Origin of the sequence: Streptomyces sp. NPDC052773, assembly GCF_044547145.1 — a bacterium.
Taxonomy (GTDB): domain Bacteria; phylum Actinomycetota; class Actinomycetes; order Streptomycetales; family Streptomycetaceae; genus Streptomyces.
In genome coordinates this window covers 261,504-279,308 of record NZ_JBITZX010000005.1, presented here as the reverse complement: position 1 = coordinate 279,308, position 17,805 = coordinate 261,504, and the positions used below count along the sequence as shown (strand labels likewise).

The following is a 17,805-nucleotide window of genomic DNA, read 5'->3' as shown; positions in this document are numbered from 1 at the left end:
GTCTGCGGTGCCTGTCGGCGCCGGTCAGCTCTCCACGGGCTCCGCGGCGGCCGTGGCCTTACGGGTACGGCGGACCTTCGGCTTGGCCTCGGTCTCCGGCTCCGACGCGGCCTGCGCCGGGATCTCCGCGGAGGCGGGCACGGGCTCGGCGGCCTCGGTGGCCTTGCGGGTGCGGCGGGTCCTCGGCTTGGCCTCGGCGCCCTCGGCCGCGGCGGCCGTCTTGCGGGTGCGCTTGGGCTTGGCCTCGGCCTCCGGAGCGTCCGTCGTGACGGCGGCCTCGGCGGCCTTCCGCGTACGGCGGGTCTTCGGCTTGCCCTCGGTGCCCTCGGTGCCCTCGGCGGTGTCGACGGCCGCCTCGGCCGTGGCGGCCGTCCTGCGCGTGCGCTTCGGCTTGGCCTCGGCCTCCGGTTCCGCCGCGGCCTGAGCCGGGATCTCCGCGGAAGCGGCCTCGGCGGCCTTCCGCGTACGGCGGGTCCTCGGCTTGGCCTCGGCACCTTCGGCGGTGTCGACCGCCGCCTCGGCCGCAGCCGAAGCCGCGGTCTTGCGGGTGCGCTTGGGCTTGGCCTCGGCTTCCGGAGCGTCCGTCGTGACGGCGGCCTCGGCGGCCTTCCGCGTACGGCGGGTCTTCGGCTTCGCCTCGGTGCCCTCGGCGGTGTCGACCGCAGCCTCGGCCGCAGCCGCGGTCTTGCGGGTGCGCTTCGGCTTGGCCTCGGCCTCCGGGGCCTCCGCCGCGACCGGTGCCTCGACGGCCTCGGTGGCCCCGGCGGACGCGGTGGCCTTACGGGTGCGGCGGGTCCTCGGCTTGGTCTCCGTGCCCTCGGCGGTGTCGACCGCCGCCTGGGCGGGCGCCTCCTGCGGCTCGGGCGCGGTCACCGGGGCCGTCGGCTCGACGGGCGCCGCGGTCTCGACGGTCGTCGTGGCCTCGGCCGGCGTCGCCGTCTCGGTGGACCGGCGGGTACGGCGACGGCGCGGCTTCGCCGGCGCCTCGGAGGTCTCCGCGGACGCCTCGGGGGTGCCCAGGATGCTCGGGCCTTCCGCCGTGGCCACCGCGGCCTCGGCGGCGGAAGCCGTCGCCTCGGCCGTGGCGGCCGGGGCCGCCTGTCCGGCCGGGGCGCCGCCGCGGGTGCGGCGACGGCGGCGCGGAGTGCGCGGCGCGGTGACCGACTCGGTGACCGACTCGGGGGAGCCGGCCGCCTCCGGGGCCTCCGGTGCGGTGGTGGCGGACGGCGTCTGGGCCGTCGCGTCGACGAGGGCTCCGCCGCGCGTACGACGGCGGCGGCGCGGCATACGCTCGGCGCGCTCCGTACGCTCCGAATGCTCCGAGCGCTCCCGCTCGGCCGGGCGGGACTCGTCGCGGCCGTCGCGGCGACCGCCCCGGGCACCGCGCCCGCGGCCACGGCCGCCCGGCTCGCCCAGGTCCTCCAGCTCCTCCGCGTCGAGCCCGGCGCGGGTGCGCTCGGCGCGCGGCAGGACGCCCTTGGTGCCGGGCGGGATGCCGAGGTCCTCGAACAGGTGCGGGGACGTGGAGTACGTCTCGACCGGGTCGTGGAAGTTCAGGTCCAGCGCCTTGTTGATCAGCTGCCAGCGCGGGATGTCGTCCCAGTCGACGAACGTGATCGCCGTACCCTTGGCGCCCGCCCGGCCGGTGCGGCCGACGCGGTGCAGGTACGTCTTCTCGTCCTCGGGCGACTGGTAGTTGATGACGTGGGTGACACCCTCGACGTCGATGCCGCGCGCGGCGACGTCGGTGCAGACCAGGACGTCGACCTTGCCGTTGCGGAAGGCGCGCAGCGCCTGCTCGCGGGCGCCCTGGCCGAGGTCGCCGTGGACCGCGCCGGCCGCGAAGCCGCGGCGCTGGAGCTGCTCGGCGATGTCGGCGGCGGTGCGCTTGGTCCGGCAGAAGATCATCGCCAGTCCGCGGCCCTCGGCCTGGAGGATGCGGGCGATCATCTCCGGCTTGTCGAGGGAGTGGCCGCGGTAGACGAACTGCTTGATGTTCGCGACCGTGGCGCCCTCGTCGTCCGGCGCGGTGGCGCGGATGTGCGTGGGCCGGTTCATGTACCGGCGGGCCAGGCCGATGACCGCGCCCGGCATGGTCGCCGAGAACAGCATGGTCTGACGCTTGGCCGGAAGCATGTTGATGATCTTCTCGACGTCGGGCAGGAAGCCCAGGTCGAGCATCTCGTCGGCCTCGTCGAGCACGAGGGCCTTGACGTGGCTCAGGTCGAGCTTCTTCTGGCCCGCGAGGTCGAGCAGCCGGCCCGGGGTGCCGACGACCACGTCGACGCCCTTCTTCAGGGCCTCCACCTGGGGCTCGTAGGCCCGGCCGCCGTAGATCGCGACGACGCGCACGTTGCGGACCTTGCCCGCGGTCAGCAGGTCGTTGGTGACCTGGGTGCACAGCTCGCGCGTGGGAACCACGACGAGGGCCTGCGGGGCGTCGGTCAGGGCCTCGGGCGCGGCGCGCCCGGCCTCCACGTCGGCGGGGACGGTGACGCGCTCGAGGAGCGGAAGGCCGAAGCCCAGCGTCTTGCCGGTGCCGGTCTTGGCCTGGCCGATGACATCCGTGCCGGCGAGGGCGACGGGGAGGGTCATCTCCTGGATGGGGAACGGGGTGACGATGCCGACGGCTTCCAGGGCCTCGGCGGTCTCGGGAAGGATCCTGAGCTCTCGGAACGTCGTAGTCAGGGTGCTGCCTCTTCTGTGTGGGCGGTGCGAGGCGAGCGCGGGGGGTCGTGTCAGACCGTGCCGGGGGACGTCGGCTGCCTTACGGGCGGGCCGTGGGGCACGGGACCGCGCCGACGCTCTAGCGCTCGTACCGCTGAGGGTTCCCTCCGATCGTCGTACGCGTTGTGCCGTACGGTCAGGGAGAGCTGTCGGGTCGGAGCCGATCGGGCCACCGACCGGGCATCCTCATACGTGCGGCCTGTCGAGGCACGGCGGAATCAGCCGACGTACCAGCAGGCGCATTACCACCATACCCCGGATTCGCGCACATGCGATGGCCGATTCGGTCACGTAGTCGTCGTCACACCGAATCACGCGGTCAGTCAGGTGGTCCCGCGGGTCGTCGTTGTCACACTGAATGACCAGGGACTTCCGCGACGCGGCGGGCGGGCTATTGTGCGCTTCATGACGAGCTCTGACAAGCCTGCGCACGCCGCCGACACCCCCGACGCCGCCGCCCACACCGGTGTCGCCGCCCAGGACTGGGCGACGGCCTCCGCCGACCCGCAGTACCGGGCCGCGGTGGTGGACCTGCTGGGCGCGCTCGCGTACGGGGAGCTCGCCGCGTTCGAACGGCTCGCGGAGGACGCCAAGCTGGCGCCGACCCTGGAGGACAAGGCGGAGCTGGCGAAGATGGCGTCGGCCGAGTTCCATCACTTCGAGCGGTTGCGCGGCCGGCTCACGGAGATCGGCGAGGAGCCGACCGCGGCCATGGAGCCGTTCGTCGCCGCGCTGGACGGCTTCCACAAGCAGACCGCGCCCTCGGACTGGCTGGAGGGCCTCGTCAAGGCCTACGTCGGCGACTCGATCGCCAGCGACTTCTACCGCGAGGTCGCGGCCCGGCTGGACTCCGACACCCGCGAGCTGGTGCTGGCCGTGCTCGACGACACCGGGCACGCCGGGTTCGCCGTGGAGAAGGTGCGCGCCGCGATCGACGCGGACCCGCGCGTGGGCGGGCGGCTCGCGCTGTGGGCGCGGCGGCTGATGGGCGAGGCGCTGTCGCAGTCGCAGCGGGTGGTCGCGGAGCGCGACGCGCTGTCGACGATGCTCGTGGGGGGTGTCGCGGACGGGTTCGACCTGGCCGAGGTCGGGCGGATGTTCTCGCGGATCACCGAGGCGCACACCAAGCGGATGGCCGCGCTGGGGCTGGCGGCCTGAGCCGAATCCCGGGTGCGGGCCGGGGTTTGAGGCGCGTCCCGCCGTAGGGCGGTCTGTCGGTTTTCGGGGTGCGGGCCGTCGTCGGTTCTCGCGCAGTTCCCCGTGCCCCTTCGTTGCGGCTCCCTCGTTTCGAAGGTGCCACTGGCGGCGGCTAGCCGGGGTTCCCGTCGTGCCGTCGTCGTCCTCTGCGGAGGCGTGGGGCGGTGCGGCGGCGGCTCAGGCCGTCGCCGAGTGGCGGCGGAGTCTTCCCGCCGGGCGCAGCAGCAGCGACAGCGAGGCGACGGCGACCACCGCCGCGCCGATCAGGGTGAGCAGGAAACCCCCGGCGTCCAGGGCGCCGTGGGCGAGGAACGCGCCGAAGAGCGCGCCGGCGACACCCGTCGACAGCACCAGGGGACGGGCCGGCAGACGGTGCGGCAGCCGGTGGACGTACGCCCACGCCAGGACCAGGCCGAGGATCGCGGAGCTGAAGGCTTCCAAGAGCATGTAGGGGTCCTCCCACGTGGCCGTCCTGCCCTAACGGTCACAGCCCGTCTTACCCCTGACCTGCGGAATCCAATCCCCTCTGTGGAGGGTGCGTGTGCCTTTCGTGTGCGCCGCGCACGACGAGGGCCCGCCGGGTGTGACACCCGGCGGGCCCTCGTCGTATGACTGTCGCGTCCGCGCCCGCCTACAGCGCGCCGAAGCCGACCTTGCGCGGCGCCGGCTCGCCCAGCTCCACGTAGGCGAGGCGGTCGGCCGGGACCAGGACCTTGCGGCCGTGCTCGTCCACGAGGCTCAGCAGCTGCGACTTGCCGGCCAGTGCCTCGGCCACCACGCGCTCGACCTCCTCGGCACTCTGACCGCTCTCCAGAACGATCTCGCGGGGCGCGTGCTGCACGCCGATCTTGACCTCCACGGCTATGTCCCTCCGAACGGTCAGTGTTGCGCGGGCGTCCGCGCCGTACCCAGCACACATTAGCCCGGTGAGGGGACGCGCACGCTCCGCGCGAGAACGCCAGGAGCGAACAGCGGACGGGAACAAACGCGCCCCGCCCGTGGCGTCAGTGGTGCGGCTGCTCGTTGTGGTTCTGTTCGCCGTGGTGCAGCGGGAAGCCCGCGATGCCCCGCCAGGCGAGTGACGCCAGCAGCTGCACCGCCTGGTCGCGCGGCACACTGCGGTCGCTGTGCAGCCAGGACCGGGCCACCACCTGGGCGAGGCCGCCCAGGCCCGAGGCGAGCAGCATCGACTCCGCGCGGGACAGCCCGGTGTCCTCGGCGATGACGTCGCAGATCGCCTCGGCGCACTCGTTGGTGACCTTGTCGACGCGCTCGCGCACGGCGGGCTCGTTGGTCAGGTCCGACTCGAAGACCAGGCGGAAGGCGCCACCGTCGTCCTCGACGTACGCGAAGTACGCGTCCATCGTCGCCCGTACGCGCTGCTTGTTGTCGGTGGTCGACGCCAGCGCGTTGCGCACGGACTGGATCAGGGACTCGCAGTGCTGGTCCAGCAGTGCGAGATAGAGGTCGAGCTTGCCCGGGAAGTGCTGGTAGAGCACCGGCTTGCTGACGCCGGCGCGCTCGGCGATGTCGTCCATCGCGGCCGCGTGGTAGCCCTGCGCCACGAAGACTTCCTGAGCGGCGCCCAGCAGCTGGTTCCGTCGGGCACGGCGCGGCAGGCGCGTACCCCGCGGGCGTGCCGCCTCTGTCTGCTCGATGGCTGTCACGCCGCCTCCCAAAGTCGTCCACATGCGGTGTGCGCCGCGCCGCCATCGTACTTTTCGGTAACCGTGTCGTGCGCGCTGCGCACGCAGAATTTCACGTACCGGACGGTGGCGAAAACGGCACAAGAGGTTTCAAACAGATGCAGAGCGGGCAAAAATCGGCCCCGTTCCTGCTCAGCGGTGCCGCGCGTCCGCGCGGATCACCGGTAGTCGTCCTCGTCGAGAGAGACCACGCGGGCCTGCTCGACGAGATCCGCCTCGTTGGCCCGGTCGGGGCTCACCCCGGTCAGCGGGTCGTCGCGGTCCGGCTTCACCTCCGCGTGCTGTTCCGCCGCGTCGACCTCGGGGGCCTCGACGTCGAACACCGGGGTTTCCTCCCCGTCGCCGTTCTCGAAGGTCTCGGGGTCGGTGGGGTCTACGGCCATGATGGGCTCCCTTCCTACGAACGTCCCTGGGAAAGCAGGGGCCACACGCGGGTGCCCTCTGTACGAGCCTAGGAGACACTCGATCAGGACGCTATGCGATCCGCGTCCGTATCGTCACACCGCGCGTAACCCGTTGTGTGCAGTGGTCCGTGAATCCGTCCGTTCCAGTGGTGCTGAAACGACTCTGCACCCTGTGATGGCGAACACATGAACCACGACGTGATCACCTCGTAACATTGCCGCATGTCTTCGACCGAGCCCGCCTTCGCGCCGACCGCCAACGTGCTCCCGAAGGTCGCGCCCGTCCGGGTCGCGGAGGGCGAACGGCTCAGGTCGGTCCGGCTGCCGGGGATCACCCTCTCGGTCCGCTCCCGGCCGACCGCGCGCGAAGGGCTGCCGCCCGCGCTCTACGTCCACGGCCTCGGCGGTTCCTCGCTGAACTGGTCGGCACTGATGCCGCTGCTCGAGGACGTCGTCGACAGCGAGGCCCTCGACCTGCCGGGCTTCGGCGACTCGCCGCCGCCGGACGACGGCGACTACTCGGTCACCGGGCACGCGCGCGCGGTGATCCGTTATCTCGACGCCTCCGGCCGCGGGCCCGTCCACCTCTTCGGCAACTCCCTCGGCGGCGCGATCGCCACCCGGGTCGCCGCGGTGCGGCCCGATCTCGTCCGGACGCTGACGCTCGTCTCGCCCGCGCTGCCGGAGCTGCGGGTGCAGCGCGGCGCGGTCCCGACGGCGCTGCTGGCACTGCCCGGAGTGGCCGCGCTGTTCACCCGGTACACCCAGGGCTGGACGGCGGAGCAGCGGGTCCGCGGGGTCACGGCGCTCTGCTACGGCGATCCCTCCCGGGTGTCGCCGGAGGGCTTCCGCAACGCGGTCGAGGAGATGGAACGGCGGCTGCGACTGCCGTACTTCTGGGACGCGATGGCGCGCTCCGCGCGGGGCATCGTCAACGCCTACACCCTCGGCGGGCAGCACGGACTGTGGCGCCAGGCCGAACGGGTGCTCGCCCCGACGCTCCTCGTCTACGGCGGGCGCGACCAGCTCGTCGGCTTCCGCATGGCCCAGAAGGCGGCCCGCTCCTTCCGCGACTCCCGCCTGGTCACCCTGCCGGACGCCGGGCACGTGGCGATGATGGAGTACCCGGAGACGGTCGCCGCCGCGTTCCGCGACCTGCTGGCCGCACAGGCCGCCCGTGACACCGCCCAGTCCACCGACGCGGGGAGCTGAGACGCCACGTGGGACGCCACAGCCGCCGCGGGCCGGCACCCAAGGATCCCAAGGGGTCCAAAAATTCCAAGGGGTCCAAGGATCCCAACGGGTCCGAGGAGGCCAAGGGATCCAGGGAGTCCGAGGAGTCCCAGGACGGGACCGCCGGCGCCAGTGCTTTGGGGACGGGTCGACGAAGGGCTGCGGGGCCGGGGCCTTTGGGGTCTGCCGGGTCTGCGGCGCCTGCCGGGACTGTGGGGCCTGTAGGGCCCGCGGCTTCTCGTGGGGCTTCTGGTCAGGGTGTGCCGAGGGTTTCCGGCGTGCCCGGGCATCCTGGCGGGGGGCCGGCGCGCGGCGGCCGGAGATCGCCCGACGGGACGCCGGCCCATGGAGTCCCGCGATTTCCCGAGGGCACGCCCGGGCGGGGCGTGCCTCGCTTTGCCGATGGCACGCCGGCTCATGGCGTACCGAGGATGCCCGACGGGACGCCGGCGCACGGCGTTCCCCGGTTTCCGGATGGGACGCCGGCTGGTGGTGTGCCGCGGTTTCCGGATGGGACGCCCGCTCGTGGTGTGCCCCGGTTTCCGGATGGGACGCCGGCCGGTGGTGTGCCGCGCTTCCCCGGCAGGACGTCGTCGGCGCAGGGCGTGGGGCGGTTCTCCGACGGGACGCCGGCGCACGGTGTGCCTCGGATCCCTGATGGCACGCCGGCTCAAGGCTTGCCTCGGTTTGCCGACGGGACGCCCGCGCAGGGTGTCCACAGGTTCCCTGACGGCACCCACGTGCGCGGCGGGCACCCCGAGCAGCGGGAACCCGGGGGCGGCTGGGGGGAGTTGCGGAGTCCGGGGGCGCCCGGTGCCGGGATACCGCAGCAGCGGCCCACGACGGGCCCGACGGACTCCACCGGCCCGGCGAGCCCGCGGCAGGACTACCTCGACGCCTTCGCCGCGGACGAGGCGGCCGACGACGTCTTCACCCGCCGTACGCCCACGGGGGATCCGCACGCCTCCGTCCCCGGCCGGGACGGCGGCGGCGACGACACCCCGCCCGCCGGCGAGCCCGCGCGCGGGAGGGGCGGCAAGGGACGGGCGTTCGCCGGAGTCGCCGCCGCCGCGGTGACCACCGTGCTGGCCGTCGTGGTCGCCGGGCAGGTCGCCGACGGCCGGGACGCCGACGCCGTACGGTCGCAGGCCGGCGCCGACAAGGCGCGCGGGCACCACGGCGCCCCCTCGCGGGGCGACGGCCGGCCGACGCCGTCCGGGTCCCCGAGCCCGGTGGCGCCGCTGACGTACGAGCAGAAGATGGCCCTGAAATACCCGCTGAGCCCGTCGCTCGACGGCTACGGGGAGTTCGAGGCGATCCCCGGCATCGACAAGGCGCCGGGCACGGGCGACAAGTACACCTACCGGGTGGACGTCGAGCAGGGGCTCGGGCTGGACGGCGAGCTGTTCGCGCAGGCCGTGCAGCGGACCCTCAACGACGAGCGCAGCTGGGCGCACAACGGCGGCCGTACCTTCGAGCGCGTCTACTCCGGCGAGGTCGACTTCGTGATCACCCTCGCCAGCCCGGGCACGACCGCCGACTGGTGCGCCAAGTCGGGCCTCGACACGACGATCGACAACGTCTCCTGCGACTCCGCGGCCACCGAGCGCGTGATGATCAACGCCTACCGCTGGGCGCAGGGTTCGCCGACGTACGGCGACGAGATCCACGCCTACCGCCAGATGCTGATCAACCACGAGGTCGGCCACCGGCTCGGCTACTCGCACGTGACCTGCGACAAGGACGGCGACCTCGCCCCGGTCATGCAGCAGCAGACCAAGTTCCTGGAGTACGACGGCATCCGCTGCAAGCCCAACCCCTGGCCATACCCGCGAAGTTGACGCGCCCGTGACCATCCGTACGCGCGTGATCTCTTAGCGCGACAAAACGCGGACCGCACGGGAAAGTTACGACCGTTCACCCCTTTTGGTGGCGCGATGGACAACCGTCCGTCGCGCCACCGGCTTGTCCGCATACGTTCGTCCCGCTGCGAGCCGCCGGCCGACGGCGGCTCCCCAAACGGGAGATCGGGGGTGCACGCGTGCGCATCGGACTGCTGACGGAGGGTGGCTATCCGTATGTGAGCGGTGATGCCAGGATCTGGTGCGACCGGCTGGTGCGCGGGCTCGGGCAGCACGAGTTCGACGTCTACGCGCTCAGCCTCAGCGAGCGTCAGGAGGGCGAGGGCTGGATCCCCCTCCCGCCCCAGGTCGACCGAGTGCGGACGGCACCGCTGTGGACGGCGGAGGACGACGGGATCGTCCACGGGCGGCGCGCGCGCCGCCGCTTCCAGGAGGCGTACGGGGAGCTGGCCGTCGCGCTGTGCGCCGGTTCCGCGGATGCCGTAGGGCTCTCGGAGGAGGTCTCCGCCACTGAGGCGGACCGTTTCGCCAACGCGCTGTACGGGCTCGCCGACCTCGCTCGGGAGGAGGGCGGGCTGGTCCGTGCGCTCCGCTCCGAGACCGCCGTCCGCGCACTGGAGCGCGCCTGTCGCGCACCCGGCGCACCCCGGACGGCGCGCGCGGCGCGCGTACCGGATCTGCTCGCCGTGGCCGCACACCTCGAACGCGCCCTGCGCCCCCTCTCGCTCGACTGGTACGAGGACGACGGGCTCGGCTCGGTCGACCTCTGCCACGCGGCCTCCGGCGGCGCCGCCGCCCTGCCCGGACTCCTCGCCCGCCACTTCCACGGTGTGCCGCTGCTGGTCACCGAGTACGGCGTGCGGCTGCGGACGCACTACCTCGCCGCCGGAGACCAGGCCCCGGCCGTCCGCGCCCTGGCCGCCGCCTTCCACGGCCGGCTCGCCGCCGAGATCTACCGGCGGGCCGAACGCATCACACCCGGCAACGCGCACGCCCGCCGCTGGCAGGAACGCTGCGGCGCCGACCGCGCCAAGCTGCGCACCGTCTACCCCGGCATGGACGCCGCCCCCTTCGCGGAGGTGGGCGAGGCGCCGGAGAACGCCGACCCCGACACGCTGGTCTGGGTCGGCCGGATAGAACCGGCCAAGGACCTGATCTCGCTGCTGCACGCCTTCGCCGAGGTCCGCAAGGAGGAGCCGAAGACCCGCCTGAGGATCATCGGCGCGCCCGCCGGAGCCGAGGGCGCCGCCTATCTCGCCCACTGCCGGGCGCTCGCCGCACAGCTTTTCCCCGACGAGGCCGACGGCCCGCACGCCGTCGGCGACAACCCGGTCTCCTTCGAGGAGATCGGTGACCCGGAGGTCCCGACGCTCGCCGAGGCGTACGCCTCCGGTGCGGTGACCGTGCTGTCCAGCGTCGTCGAGGGTTTCCCGATCAGTCTCGTGGAGGCCATGTTCTGCGCCCGCGCGACCGTGTCGACCGACGTCGGCGCGGTGGTCGAGATCATCGGCGGCACAGGGCTCGTGGTGCCGCCACGCAATCCGAGGGCGCTCGCGGAGGCGTGCGTGGCGCTGCTGCGCGACCCCGAGCGCCGTGCGCGCCTGGGGGCCGCGGCGCGCGCCCGGGCGCTCGAACTCTTCACCGTCGAGCAGAACATCGCGGCGTTCCATGGGATCTATCTCGAGATCGTCGCGCAGTGTCCGGTCCGCCGGATCGTCCTCGACGACAGCGGGGAACCGCTGCCGTTCGCCGTGCCCGCGGAGGCGCGGGTGGCGGGGCGGTGGACCGGGCCGGTGGAGCGGGGAGCGGGGGTGGTCGCGGTCGCGGGCGCGGGAGGTGTAGCCGGGGCGGTCGCGGAAGCAGGCGCGGTCCAGGGAGCTGGTGTGCGCGGGGTGGGGCGTGGGGTGCGGGGGCCCGGGTGGGCGGGGGAGTGGGCGCCGGTGCGCGGCGCGGCGGCGGCCGTGGGCGCGGGGTCGGCGGTCTCGGGTGTGTCGGCTGTGTCCGCCGTGTCGGGCGTCTCCGGTGTGTCAGGGGTTTCCGGTGGGGCTGCCGTGTCCGCCGTGCCTGGGACGGAGGGGGTCCGATGAGGGACGTCGAGCTGGACCGGCCCGGGACGCCCGGCAGTCCCGGAGCGTGGGATGCGCGGTCGGAGGAGTGGCTGACGGTGGGGGGCGCGGAGGGGGGAGAGACGGCGGATGGAGCGAGTGATGCGCCGGCGGGGGCGCCCGCGAGAGACGCTGGGGCCGCCGCGGGCGGCCGTAGGCCCGCCTTAGCCCCCCGCCGTGGCAACGCTGACCCCGTCAAGGCCCTGATGCACCGTCACCGGGAGCTGTGCGAGCGCGCCGTGGACTCGCTGGAGATCGCCGCCGGACTGGAAGCGCACGGCATCACCGACCGGACCGCCGCCCGCTTCCGCCACCGGGACGTCTTCTCCCTCGCCGAGGAGATGTTCGCCCGCGTCCCGCGCGACGCCGACGCGCCTCAGCGCCCCGAACCGGCCACGGCCCCGCGGGTGCGCGCGGAGTGGGTCGTCCGCACCCTGTTGCCCGGCGCCGTGGCCGTCGCCACCCTGGCCGGCCTGCGCCTCACCGAGGGGCAGATGCGCCTCGCCGTGGCCGCCGTGGGCATGGCGGCCCTCGCCCTCGCCGTACGCGCCGCCCTGACCCGCGGCCCGCTGAGCGCGTACCGCACCCGCCCGACGCCCACACCCCCGGCCACCGGCCTACGCGTCTGGACCTGCTGGCTCCTCGGTTACGCCGTCCTCGGCGACGGGCTGCTGACCGCCGCCGCAACCGGTGGTCCCGACACCTTGCCGACCGGCAGCCCGGACTCCTCCTGGCCGGTCGACCCGGCCATCCTGCCGGCCCTCGCCCTCTCCTGCGCCCCAGCCGCCTGGAGCGCCTACCTGCTGACGGCCGGCGCGCGGCGCAGACTGACGGCCAGCCGTGGCCTGGAGGAGTTCGCCACCGCCGTACGGCCGCTGCTGCTCGGCGCGTTCGCCCTGTACCTGGCGGCCCTGGCCGGACTCCACGCCCTCACGGCCGCCGCCCTGGACGAGCCCGCCGACCACGCCCGGACCCTCACCCTGGGCGCCCTCCTGCTGCTCGCCCGGCTGCTCGCCGCACACGGTTTTCGCCACGCCCCGGCGCTGGTCCTCGGGGTCGCGGCCACGGCCGAGGCACTGGCCGTGGCCGGTCTGTTCGCCGCCCGCCTGCCGGGCTGCGGACTCCTCGCGGTGCCCGTTCAGAGCCTCCTGGACGCCTGGGGCGCGGGCAGTGTCCCGGTCCTCGTCTGCGGCGCCGGTGCCCTGACTCTGCTGATCCACGCGGGCCGCAGGCTCACGCGCGCGTCGGCGCACGCCTCGGCCCAGGTTCCGGCTCACGCCGGAAGGGACGCCCGATGCTGACCGCCGCCGTCCCGCGCCCGGCGCCGCACCGGCCACGTGGCCGTGCCGCGGCGCCGCACCGGCCACTCGGCCGTGCCGCCGCCCCGAACCATCCATCCGCCGCCGTCGGCGCCCGGCCAGGCCGCCGCAGGCAGCCGCACCACCCCCTCGAAGGAGAACACCAGATGACCACCTCCCGACCCGGACACCCCGGAGCGCCCGGAGCCACCGGCGCGTTCGGCGTTCCCTCAGGAGCGAGCGGACCTGCCGTAGTGAACGGACCTGCCGTAGTGAACGGACGTGCCGCAGTCGGCGGATCTGCCGCAGTGAGCGGACAGGTCGGCGCGGGCGGACATGCCGGCGCGCGCGGACGTGCCGTGGCGAACGGGCGTGCCGTCGTGAACCGACATGCCGTGGCGAACGGACGTGCCGTCGTGAACCGACGTGCCGTGCAGAGCGGAGCCGCCGACGCGACCGGATCCGCCGTACCCGACGGAGGGCCCGGCGCCGCCGCCCCGCAGCCCCGGGCGGCAGCCGGAACGCTCACATCCGCCGCGCTCATCCGGGGAGGTGCCCGATGAGGGTCCTGCTGATCGGAGCCAACGGGTACATCGGCCGCTTCGTCGCCGACCGCCTGCTCGCCGACCCGGCCGTCCAGCTCACCGCCCTCGGCCGCGGTGACGACGCCGACGTCCGCTTCGACCTCGCGTCCGGCAGCCCCGGAGCGCTCACCCGCTTCCTCGACGCGGTCCACCCCGGCGTCGTGATCAACTGCGCCGGCGCCACCCGGGGCGGTGCGCGGGAACTCACCCGGCACAACACCGTCGCCGTCGCCACCGTCTGCGAGGCCCTGCGGCGCAGCGGCTGTGGGGCCCGGCTGGTGCAGATCGGCTGCTCCGCCGAGTACGGCCCCAGCCAGCCGGGCTCCTCCACCGCGGAGGACGCCGTTCCGCGCCCCGGCGGCCCGTACGGCGTCAGCAAGCTCGCCGCCACCGAACTCGTCCTCGGCTCCGGCCTCGACGCGGTCGTCCTCCGCGTCTTCTCCCCGGCCGGGCCCGGCACCCCCGCCGGATCGCCGCTCGGGCGCCTCGCCGAGGCCATGCGCCGCGCGATGCAGACCGGCGACGGCGAACTCAAACTCGGCGGCCTCGGCGTCCAGCGCGACTTCGTCGACGTACGCGACGTCGCCCGCGCGGTGCACGCCGCCTCGCTCTCCGCCGCGCAGGGCATCATCAACATCGGCTCCGGCCGTGCCGTACGGCTGCGCGACGCCGCCGCGATGCTCGCCCGCGTGGCCGGCTACGGCGGCGCCCTGCACGAACTGGACGGCCCGCCCGTCCCGCACCGCCCGGTCATCGGACACCCGCGCCCGGAGGTCCTGGGCCACCACCGCGGCGAAGCCCTCGCCCACCACCGCGGGGAGGTCATGGGCCACCACCGCGGCGACGCCGACCACCCGCCGCACACCGCCGCCCCGGTCGCCTACCCGTACCCGGACGGCTGCGGCAGCTGGCAGCAGGCGGACGTCCGCACCGCCCGCGACCGGCTCGGCTGGCGGCCCCGGATCAACCTCGAGGAGTCCCTGGCCGACATCTGGATGGAGGCGGCATGCCGCATCTGACCAGCCGGCCGGCCCCTGCGGCGAGTACGGACGTCCGCACCGGGCTCGGCGCCCCCGGATTCGCCCACCCGCTGCTCGCCCCGACCGAGTGGGGCGAGCTGACCCGCCCGGGTGCGCCCGTGCACTGGGCGGTGCTCAACGTCGCCCAGGGGCCGGGCGCCCGCCCGGACCCGCACTGCCTGCAGACGGCCGTCCGCCTGCGCGCGGCGGGCGTCCGCGTCCTCGGCCTCCTGGATCTCACCTACGGCGCCCGCTGGTTCGGCGAGGTCATCTCCGACGCGCACCGGTATCTGGACTGGTACCGGACCGACGGCTTCCTCCTGGACCGCTGCCCGTCCGACCGCGTCTCGCTCCCCGAGACCCGCCGTATCGTCACCACGCTCCGCGCGCTGCGTGACGATGCCCACATCGTCCTCGGCCACGGCACCCACCCCTACCCGGGCTACGCCGAGACCGCCGACCAGTTGGTCACCTTCTCCGGTCCCTGGAGCGACTACCGCTGGTCGCAGGCGGCGGAGTGGACCGCCGACCATCCACCCGAGCGGTTCTGCCACTTCGTGCACGGCGTTCCCCGAGGCCACCTGGACGAAGCCCTGCGCGTGGCCCGCTGGCAGGGAGCGGCGACGATCTGGTTCACCGACCGCCAGGGCGGGGGCGGCCACACCGACCCGTGGGAGACCATGCCCGGCTACTGGGACGAATTCGTCTCGCGTATCGGAACAGGTGTCTCGGAATGAAAAAGGCCGTGGCAGTGTTACGGGTGAACAACCGTACTGATTGACCGACCAACGGAGTCCCCGTGTCGCTGCCACCCCTGGTCGAGCCAGCCTCTGAGCTCACCGTAGACGAGGTCCGCAGGTACTCCCGCCACCTGATCATCCCCGACGTGGGGATGGACGGGCAGAAGCGGCTGAAGAACGCGAAGGTGCTCTGTGTGGGCGCCGGCGGCCTGGGCTCGCCGGCCCTGATGTACCTGGCCGCGGCCGGCGTGGGCACGCTCGGCATCGTGGAGTTCGACGAGGTCGACGAGTCGAACCTGCAGCGCCAGATCATCCACAGCCAGGCCGACATCGGCCGCTCCAAGGCCGAGTCCGCGCGCGACAGCGTCCTCGGGATCAACCCGTACGTGAACGTCGTCCTTCACGAGGAGCGGCTCGAGGCCGACAACGTGATGGACATCTTCAGCCAGTACGACCTGATCGTCGACGGCACGGACAACTTCGCGACCCGCTACCTGGTCAACGACGCCTGCGTGCTGCTGAACAAGCCGTACGTCTGGGGCTCGATCTACCGCTTCGACGGCCAGGCCTCCGTGTTCTGGTCCGAGCACGGCCCCTGCTACCGCTGCCTCTACCCGGAGCCCCCGCCCCCCGGCATGGTCCCCTCCTGCGCCGAGGGCGGCGTGCTGGGCGTGCTGTGCGCGTCCATCGGCTCCATCCAGGTCACCGAGGCGATCAAGGTCCTCACCGGCACCGGCGAGCCGCTGGTCGGCCGGCTGATGATCTACGACGCCCTGGAGATGCAGTACCGCCAGGTCAAGGTCCGCAAGGACCCGAACTGCGCGGTCTGCGGCGAGAACCCCACGGTCACCGAGCTCATCGACTACGAGGCCTTCTGCGGCGTCGTCTCCGAGGAGGCCCAGGCGGCGGCGGCCGACTCGACGATCACTCCCAAGCAGCTCAAGGAGTGGATCGACGACGGCGAGAACATCGAGATCATCGACGTCCGCGAGATCAACGAGTACGAGATCGTCTCGATCCCCGGCGCCCGTCTGATCCCGAAGAACGAGTTCCTCATGGGCACCGCCCTGGAGACCCTCCCGCAGGACAAGAAGATCGTCTTGCACTGCAAGACGGGTGTCCGCAGTGCGGAAGTCCTCGCGGTCCTCAAGTCCGCCGGCTTCTCCGACGCCGTCCACGTCGGCGGCGGCGTCATCGGCTGGGTCAACCAGATCGAACCCCACAAGCCGGTCTACTGATCACGGGCGGCCGTGACCTGCGGCCGCCGAATCGATCAACGCTCTCACCTGCTGCTGAGCTGTCGGTAGCTGTCGACGTTGGTCAACGTTGAGCGCCCTTCCACGGCCCGAGGACGGCCCGGGAGGGCGCTCGTGAGTAAGCACCGCTTTAGGAGTTCGATCCATCCCCGGCACGGTGGGACCGTCCTGCGTGCACTGGGGCCGCATACAACCGCCGACATCCGCGGCGGTTCGTAGCCGTTGATGTCAGCGTTGGATGTCATTCAGATCATCCGGAGAGCGCCAGGAGGATCAGTTGCAGGGGCATCATGAGGAACGCGAGCGACAGCAGCAGTCCGCCGGCCAGCGTCACGCCCGCTGTGCGCCACAGCAGGGTCGAGGCCGCCAGTGAGCAGACGGCCCTGCCGGGCTGCTGACGGTCGTAGACGACTTCGATGCGTGTCGGGTCGCCGCCGATGCCCCTGGCCGCGTAGTCGGACTCGATCTCGTGCGTCCCGCCCTCCAGGTCGGTGTACCGGAAGAACGTCCGCTTGCGCTCTCGCCGGGCGAACACCGCGACGACCGTGACACCCCGCCTGCGCACGGTCCACCGCTTCCACGCCCACCGGAGCGAGGGCACCACGATCAACAGACCGAAGAGGGCGGGCGCCACCCCGAGCAGCCACCACGCCGCCTGCTGCGGTTCGCCAGCCCACGCCAGCAGGGCGAACCCGCCGACGTATACGAGAAGGAGAACGATCCCCACGGCGCGTTCACGGCGTGTCAGCCCCAGCCCTTTCTTCCGGCCGGAGGCGCTCGCCGGCCGCTCCTCGACCAGGGCCGCCCCGCCGTGCGGCGGACCGCTCCTGGACCGTGCCCCGTTGGCCACCTCGACGAGCCGGCCCGCTTGGGCGGCGTCGCGGCCATCCAGGGTGAACACAGGCCCCGGAGCGCCGTCCACACCCCACAGCGCGATCTCGACCGAGCGCCGCCCCCGGCCCACGACCCGCGCCTCCTCCACGGCCTCGATAGGTATCCGCCGCCGCAGCCCCTTCTGCTCCAGCACGACGGCCCGGCCCTCCAGCCACATGGCGTCGCCATACCCACGCAGCGTGACCGACGGCAGCGGCGACAAAGGCGGTGACGGCTCGGGCCGACGGGACATCAGGACCTCTCTCGTTGAATCCGGAGGGGGTGGCACGAACACTCAAAGCATTCCACGCATCCGCCCCCAGGAAGCGGCCGTCACTGTGAACCGGCCGGCGGACGCCGTCTGCCTCGCCGAGACCCAGGCTTCTTTGCGGGAGCTGCCGTCCCTACGGAAGGCCCGCACATTGCTCAACTGACGGGCACGGCGGCCAAGGGCGGCGGGAATTGAGGGGTCCCCGGGTTCGCCTCGGGATTCCAGTCGTGCCTGGCGCACCCAGCGATTCCAGGTGCCGAGCACCGTCGAGAGGGTGGAAGCCGGTGTCACGCAGCTCGGGTGCGTAGCCGATGTCATGCAGCCACGCGGCAGCGACGAGGAGATCCCGGTCCGCCTCGGACACAGCCGCGGAAGCCTCGCGCGCCCGAGCAGCCACGGCCTGAGTGTGCAGCCAGCGGTTCCCGAGCGGGGGCAGCAGGGACTCAGCGAGTTCAGCCGCTCCCTGGGGCGTGTCCAGTGCAGAAGACATGGATGGAACGGTAGCCGAGTCGAGCGGTGAGCCGGCAGGG

General features: G+C 73.2%; 15 protein-coding genes. 8 read left to right on the top strand and 7 right to left on the bottom strand.

The features are described 5' to 3' along the window. Nucleotides 1-24 precede the first annotated feature (24 nt). Entirely contained in the window at nt 25-2,595 is a 2,571-nt protein-coding gene (locus tag ACIG0D_RS14030; RefSeq protein ID WP_399799809.1) for a DEAD/DEAH box helicase, read from the bottom strand. 528 nt (nt 2,596-3,123) lie between these two features. Between ACIG0D_RS14030 and ACIG0D_RS14025 the strand changes: the two genes are divergently transcribed. Further along, nucleotides 3,124-3,885, top strand: a complete 762-nt coding sequence (locus ACIG0D_RS14025; RefSeq protein WP_399799807.1) for a ferritin-like fold-containing protein — start codon at nt 3,124-3,126, stop codon at nt 3,883-3,885. Nucleotides 3,886-4,101: 216 nt separating this feature from the next. Here ACIG0D_RS14025 and ACIG0D_RS14020 read toward each other — a convergent pair whose 3' ends face one another. The 4 genes from ACIG0D_RS14020 to ACIG0D_RS14005 form a co-directional block, all read right to left on the bottom strand. Further along, nucleotides 4,102-4,371, bottom strand: coding sequence for a hypothetical protein (locus ACIG0D_RS14020; RefSeq protein ID WP_399799804.1), 270 nt, complete (start codon nt 4,369-4,371; stop codon nt 4,102-4,104). A gap of 184 nt (nt 4,372-4,555) precedes the next feature. Continuing rightward, complete coding sequence (locus ACIG0D_RS14015; protein ID WP_073940165.1) at nt 4,556-4,783, bottom strand: DUF3107 domain-containing protein; 228 nt, start codon at nt 4,781-4,783, stop codon at nt 4,556-4,558. A 145-nt stretch (nt 4,784-4,928) separates the two neighbouring features. Then, nucleotides 4,929-5,591 carry a TetR/AcrR family transcriptional regulator gene (locus tag ACIG0D_RS14010; protein WP_365757802.1) on the bottom strand — a complete coding sequence of 221 codons (663 nt, stop codon included), beginning with the start codon at nt 5,589-5,591 and terminating at the stop codon, nt 4,929-4,931. A gap of 197 nt (nt 5,592-5,788) precedes the next feature. Next, the gene (locus ACIG0D_RS14005) at nt 5,789-6,013 is read right to left on the bottom strand and encodes a hypothetical protein (RefSeq protein WP_399799801.1); all 225 of its coding nucleotides are present in this window, start codon (nt 6,011-6,013) and stop codon (nt 5,789-5,791) included. A 243-nt stretch (nt 6,014-6,256) separates the two neighbouring features. Here ACIG0D_RS14005 and ACIG0D_RS14000 point away from each other — a divergent pair, with 243 nt between their 5' ends. The 7 genes from ACIG0D_RS14000 to moeZ all read left to right on the top strand — a co-directional run bounded on the left by ACIG0D_RS14000 (nt 6,257) and on the right by moeZ (nt 16,113). Continuing rightward, nucleotides 6,257-7,246, top strand: a complete 990-nt coding sequence (locus ACIG0D_RS14000; protein ID WP_399799799.1) for an alpha/beta fold hydrolase — start codon at nt 6,257-6,259, stop codon at nt 7,244-7,246. 761 nt (nt 7,247-8,007) lie between these two features. Next, nucleotides 8,008-9,108 (top strand): DUF3152 domain-containing protein, encoded by a 1,101-nt coding sequence (locus ACIG0D_RS13995; protein ID WP_399799796.1) that lies wholly within the window; start codon nt 8,008-8,010, stop codon nt 9,106-9,108. A gap of 200 nt (nt 9,109-9,308) precedes the next feature. Then, nucleotides 9,309-11,216 (top strand): DUF3492 domain-containing protein, encoded by a 1,908-nt coding sequence (locus ACIG0D_RS13990; protein ID WP_399799793.1) that lies wholly within the window; start codon nt 9,309-9,311, stop codon nt 11,214-11,216. Further along, nucleotides 11,213-12,535: a hypothetical protein gene (locus ACIG0D_RS13985; RefSeq protein WP_399799790.1), complete on the top strand. Its 1,323-nt coding sequence runs from the start codon at nt 11,213-11,215 to the stop codon at nt 12,533-12,535. The genes ACIG0D_RS13990 and ACIG0D_RS13985 overlap by 4 nt, the downstream gene beginning before the upstream one ends. A gap of 556 nt (nt 12,536-13,091) precedes the next feature. Then, nucleotides 13,092-14,135, top strand: a complete 1,044-nt coding sequence (locus ACIG0D_RS13980; protein ID WP_399799788.1) for an NAD-dependent epimerase/dehydratase family protein — start codon at nt 13,092-13,094, stop codon at nt 14,133-14,135. Beyond that, entirely contained in the window at nt 14,123-14,872 is a 750-nt protein-coding gene (locus tag ACIG0D_RS13975; RefSeq protein ID WP_399799785.1) for a spherulation-specific family 4 protein, read from the top strand. Before ACIG0D_RS13980 ends, ACIG0D_RS13975 begins: the two co-directional genes overlap by 13 nt. 62 nt (nt 14,873-14,934) lie before the next feature. After that, complete coding sequence (gene moeZ / locus ACIG0D_RS13970) at nt 14,935-16,113, top strand: adenylyltransferase/sulfurtransferase MoeZ (protein WP_365757820.1); 1,179 nt, start codon at nt 14,935-14,937, stop codon at nt 16,111-16,113. 268 nt (nt 16,114-16,381) lie between these two features. Here moeZ and ACIG0D_RS13965 read toward each other — a convergent pair whose 3' ends face one another. Together ACIG0D_RS13965 and ACIG0D_RS13960 are read right to left on the bottom strand one after the other, a co-directional pair. Next, complete coding sequence (locus ACIG0D_RS13965; protein WP_399799781.1) at nt 16,382-17,257, bottom strand: hypothetical protein; 876 nt, start codon at nt 17,255-17,257, stop codon at nt 16,382-16,384. 151 nt (nt 17,258-17,408) lie between these two features. Further along, on the bottom strand, nt 17,409-17,765 hold the full coding sequence (locus ACIG0D_RS13960) for an HD domain-containing protein (protein WP_399799779.1): 357 nt from the start codon (nt 17,763-17,765) through the stop codon (nt 17,409-17,411). Nucleotides 17,766-17,805 lie beyond the last annotated feature (40 nt).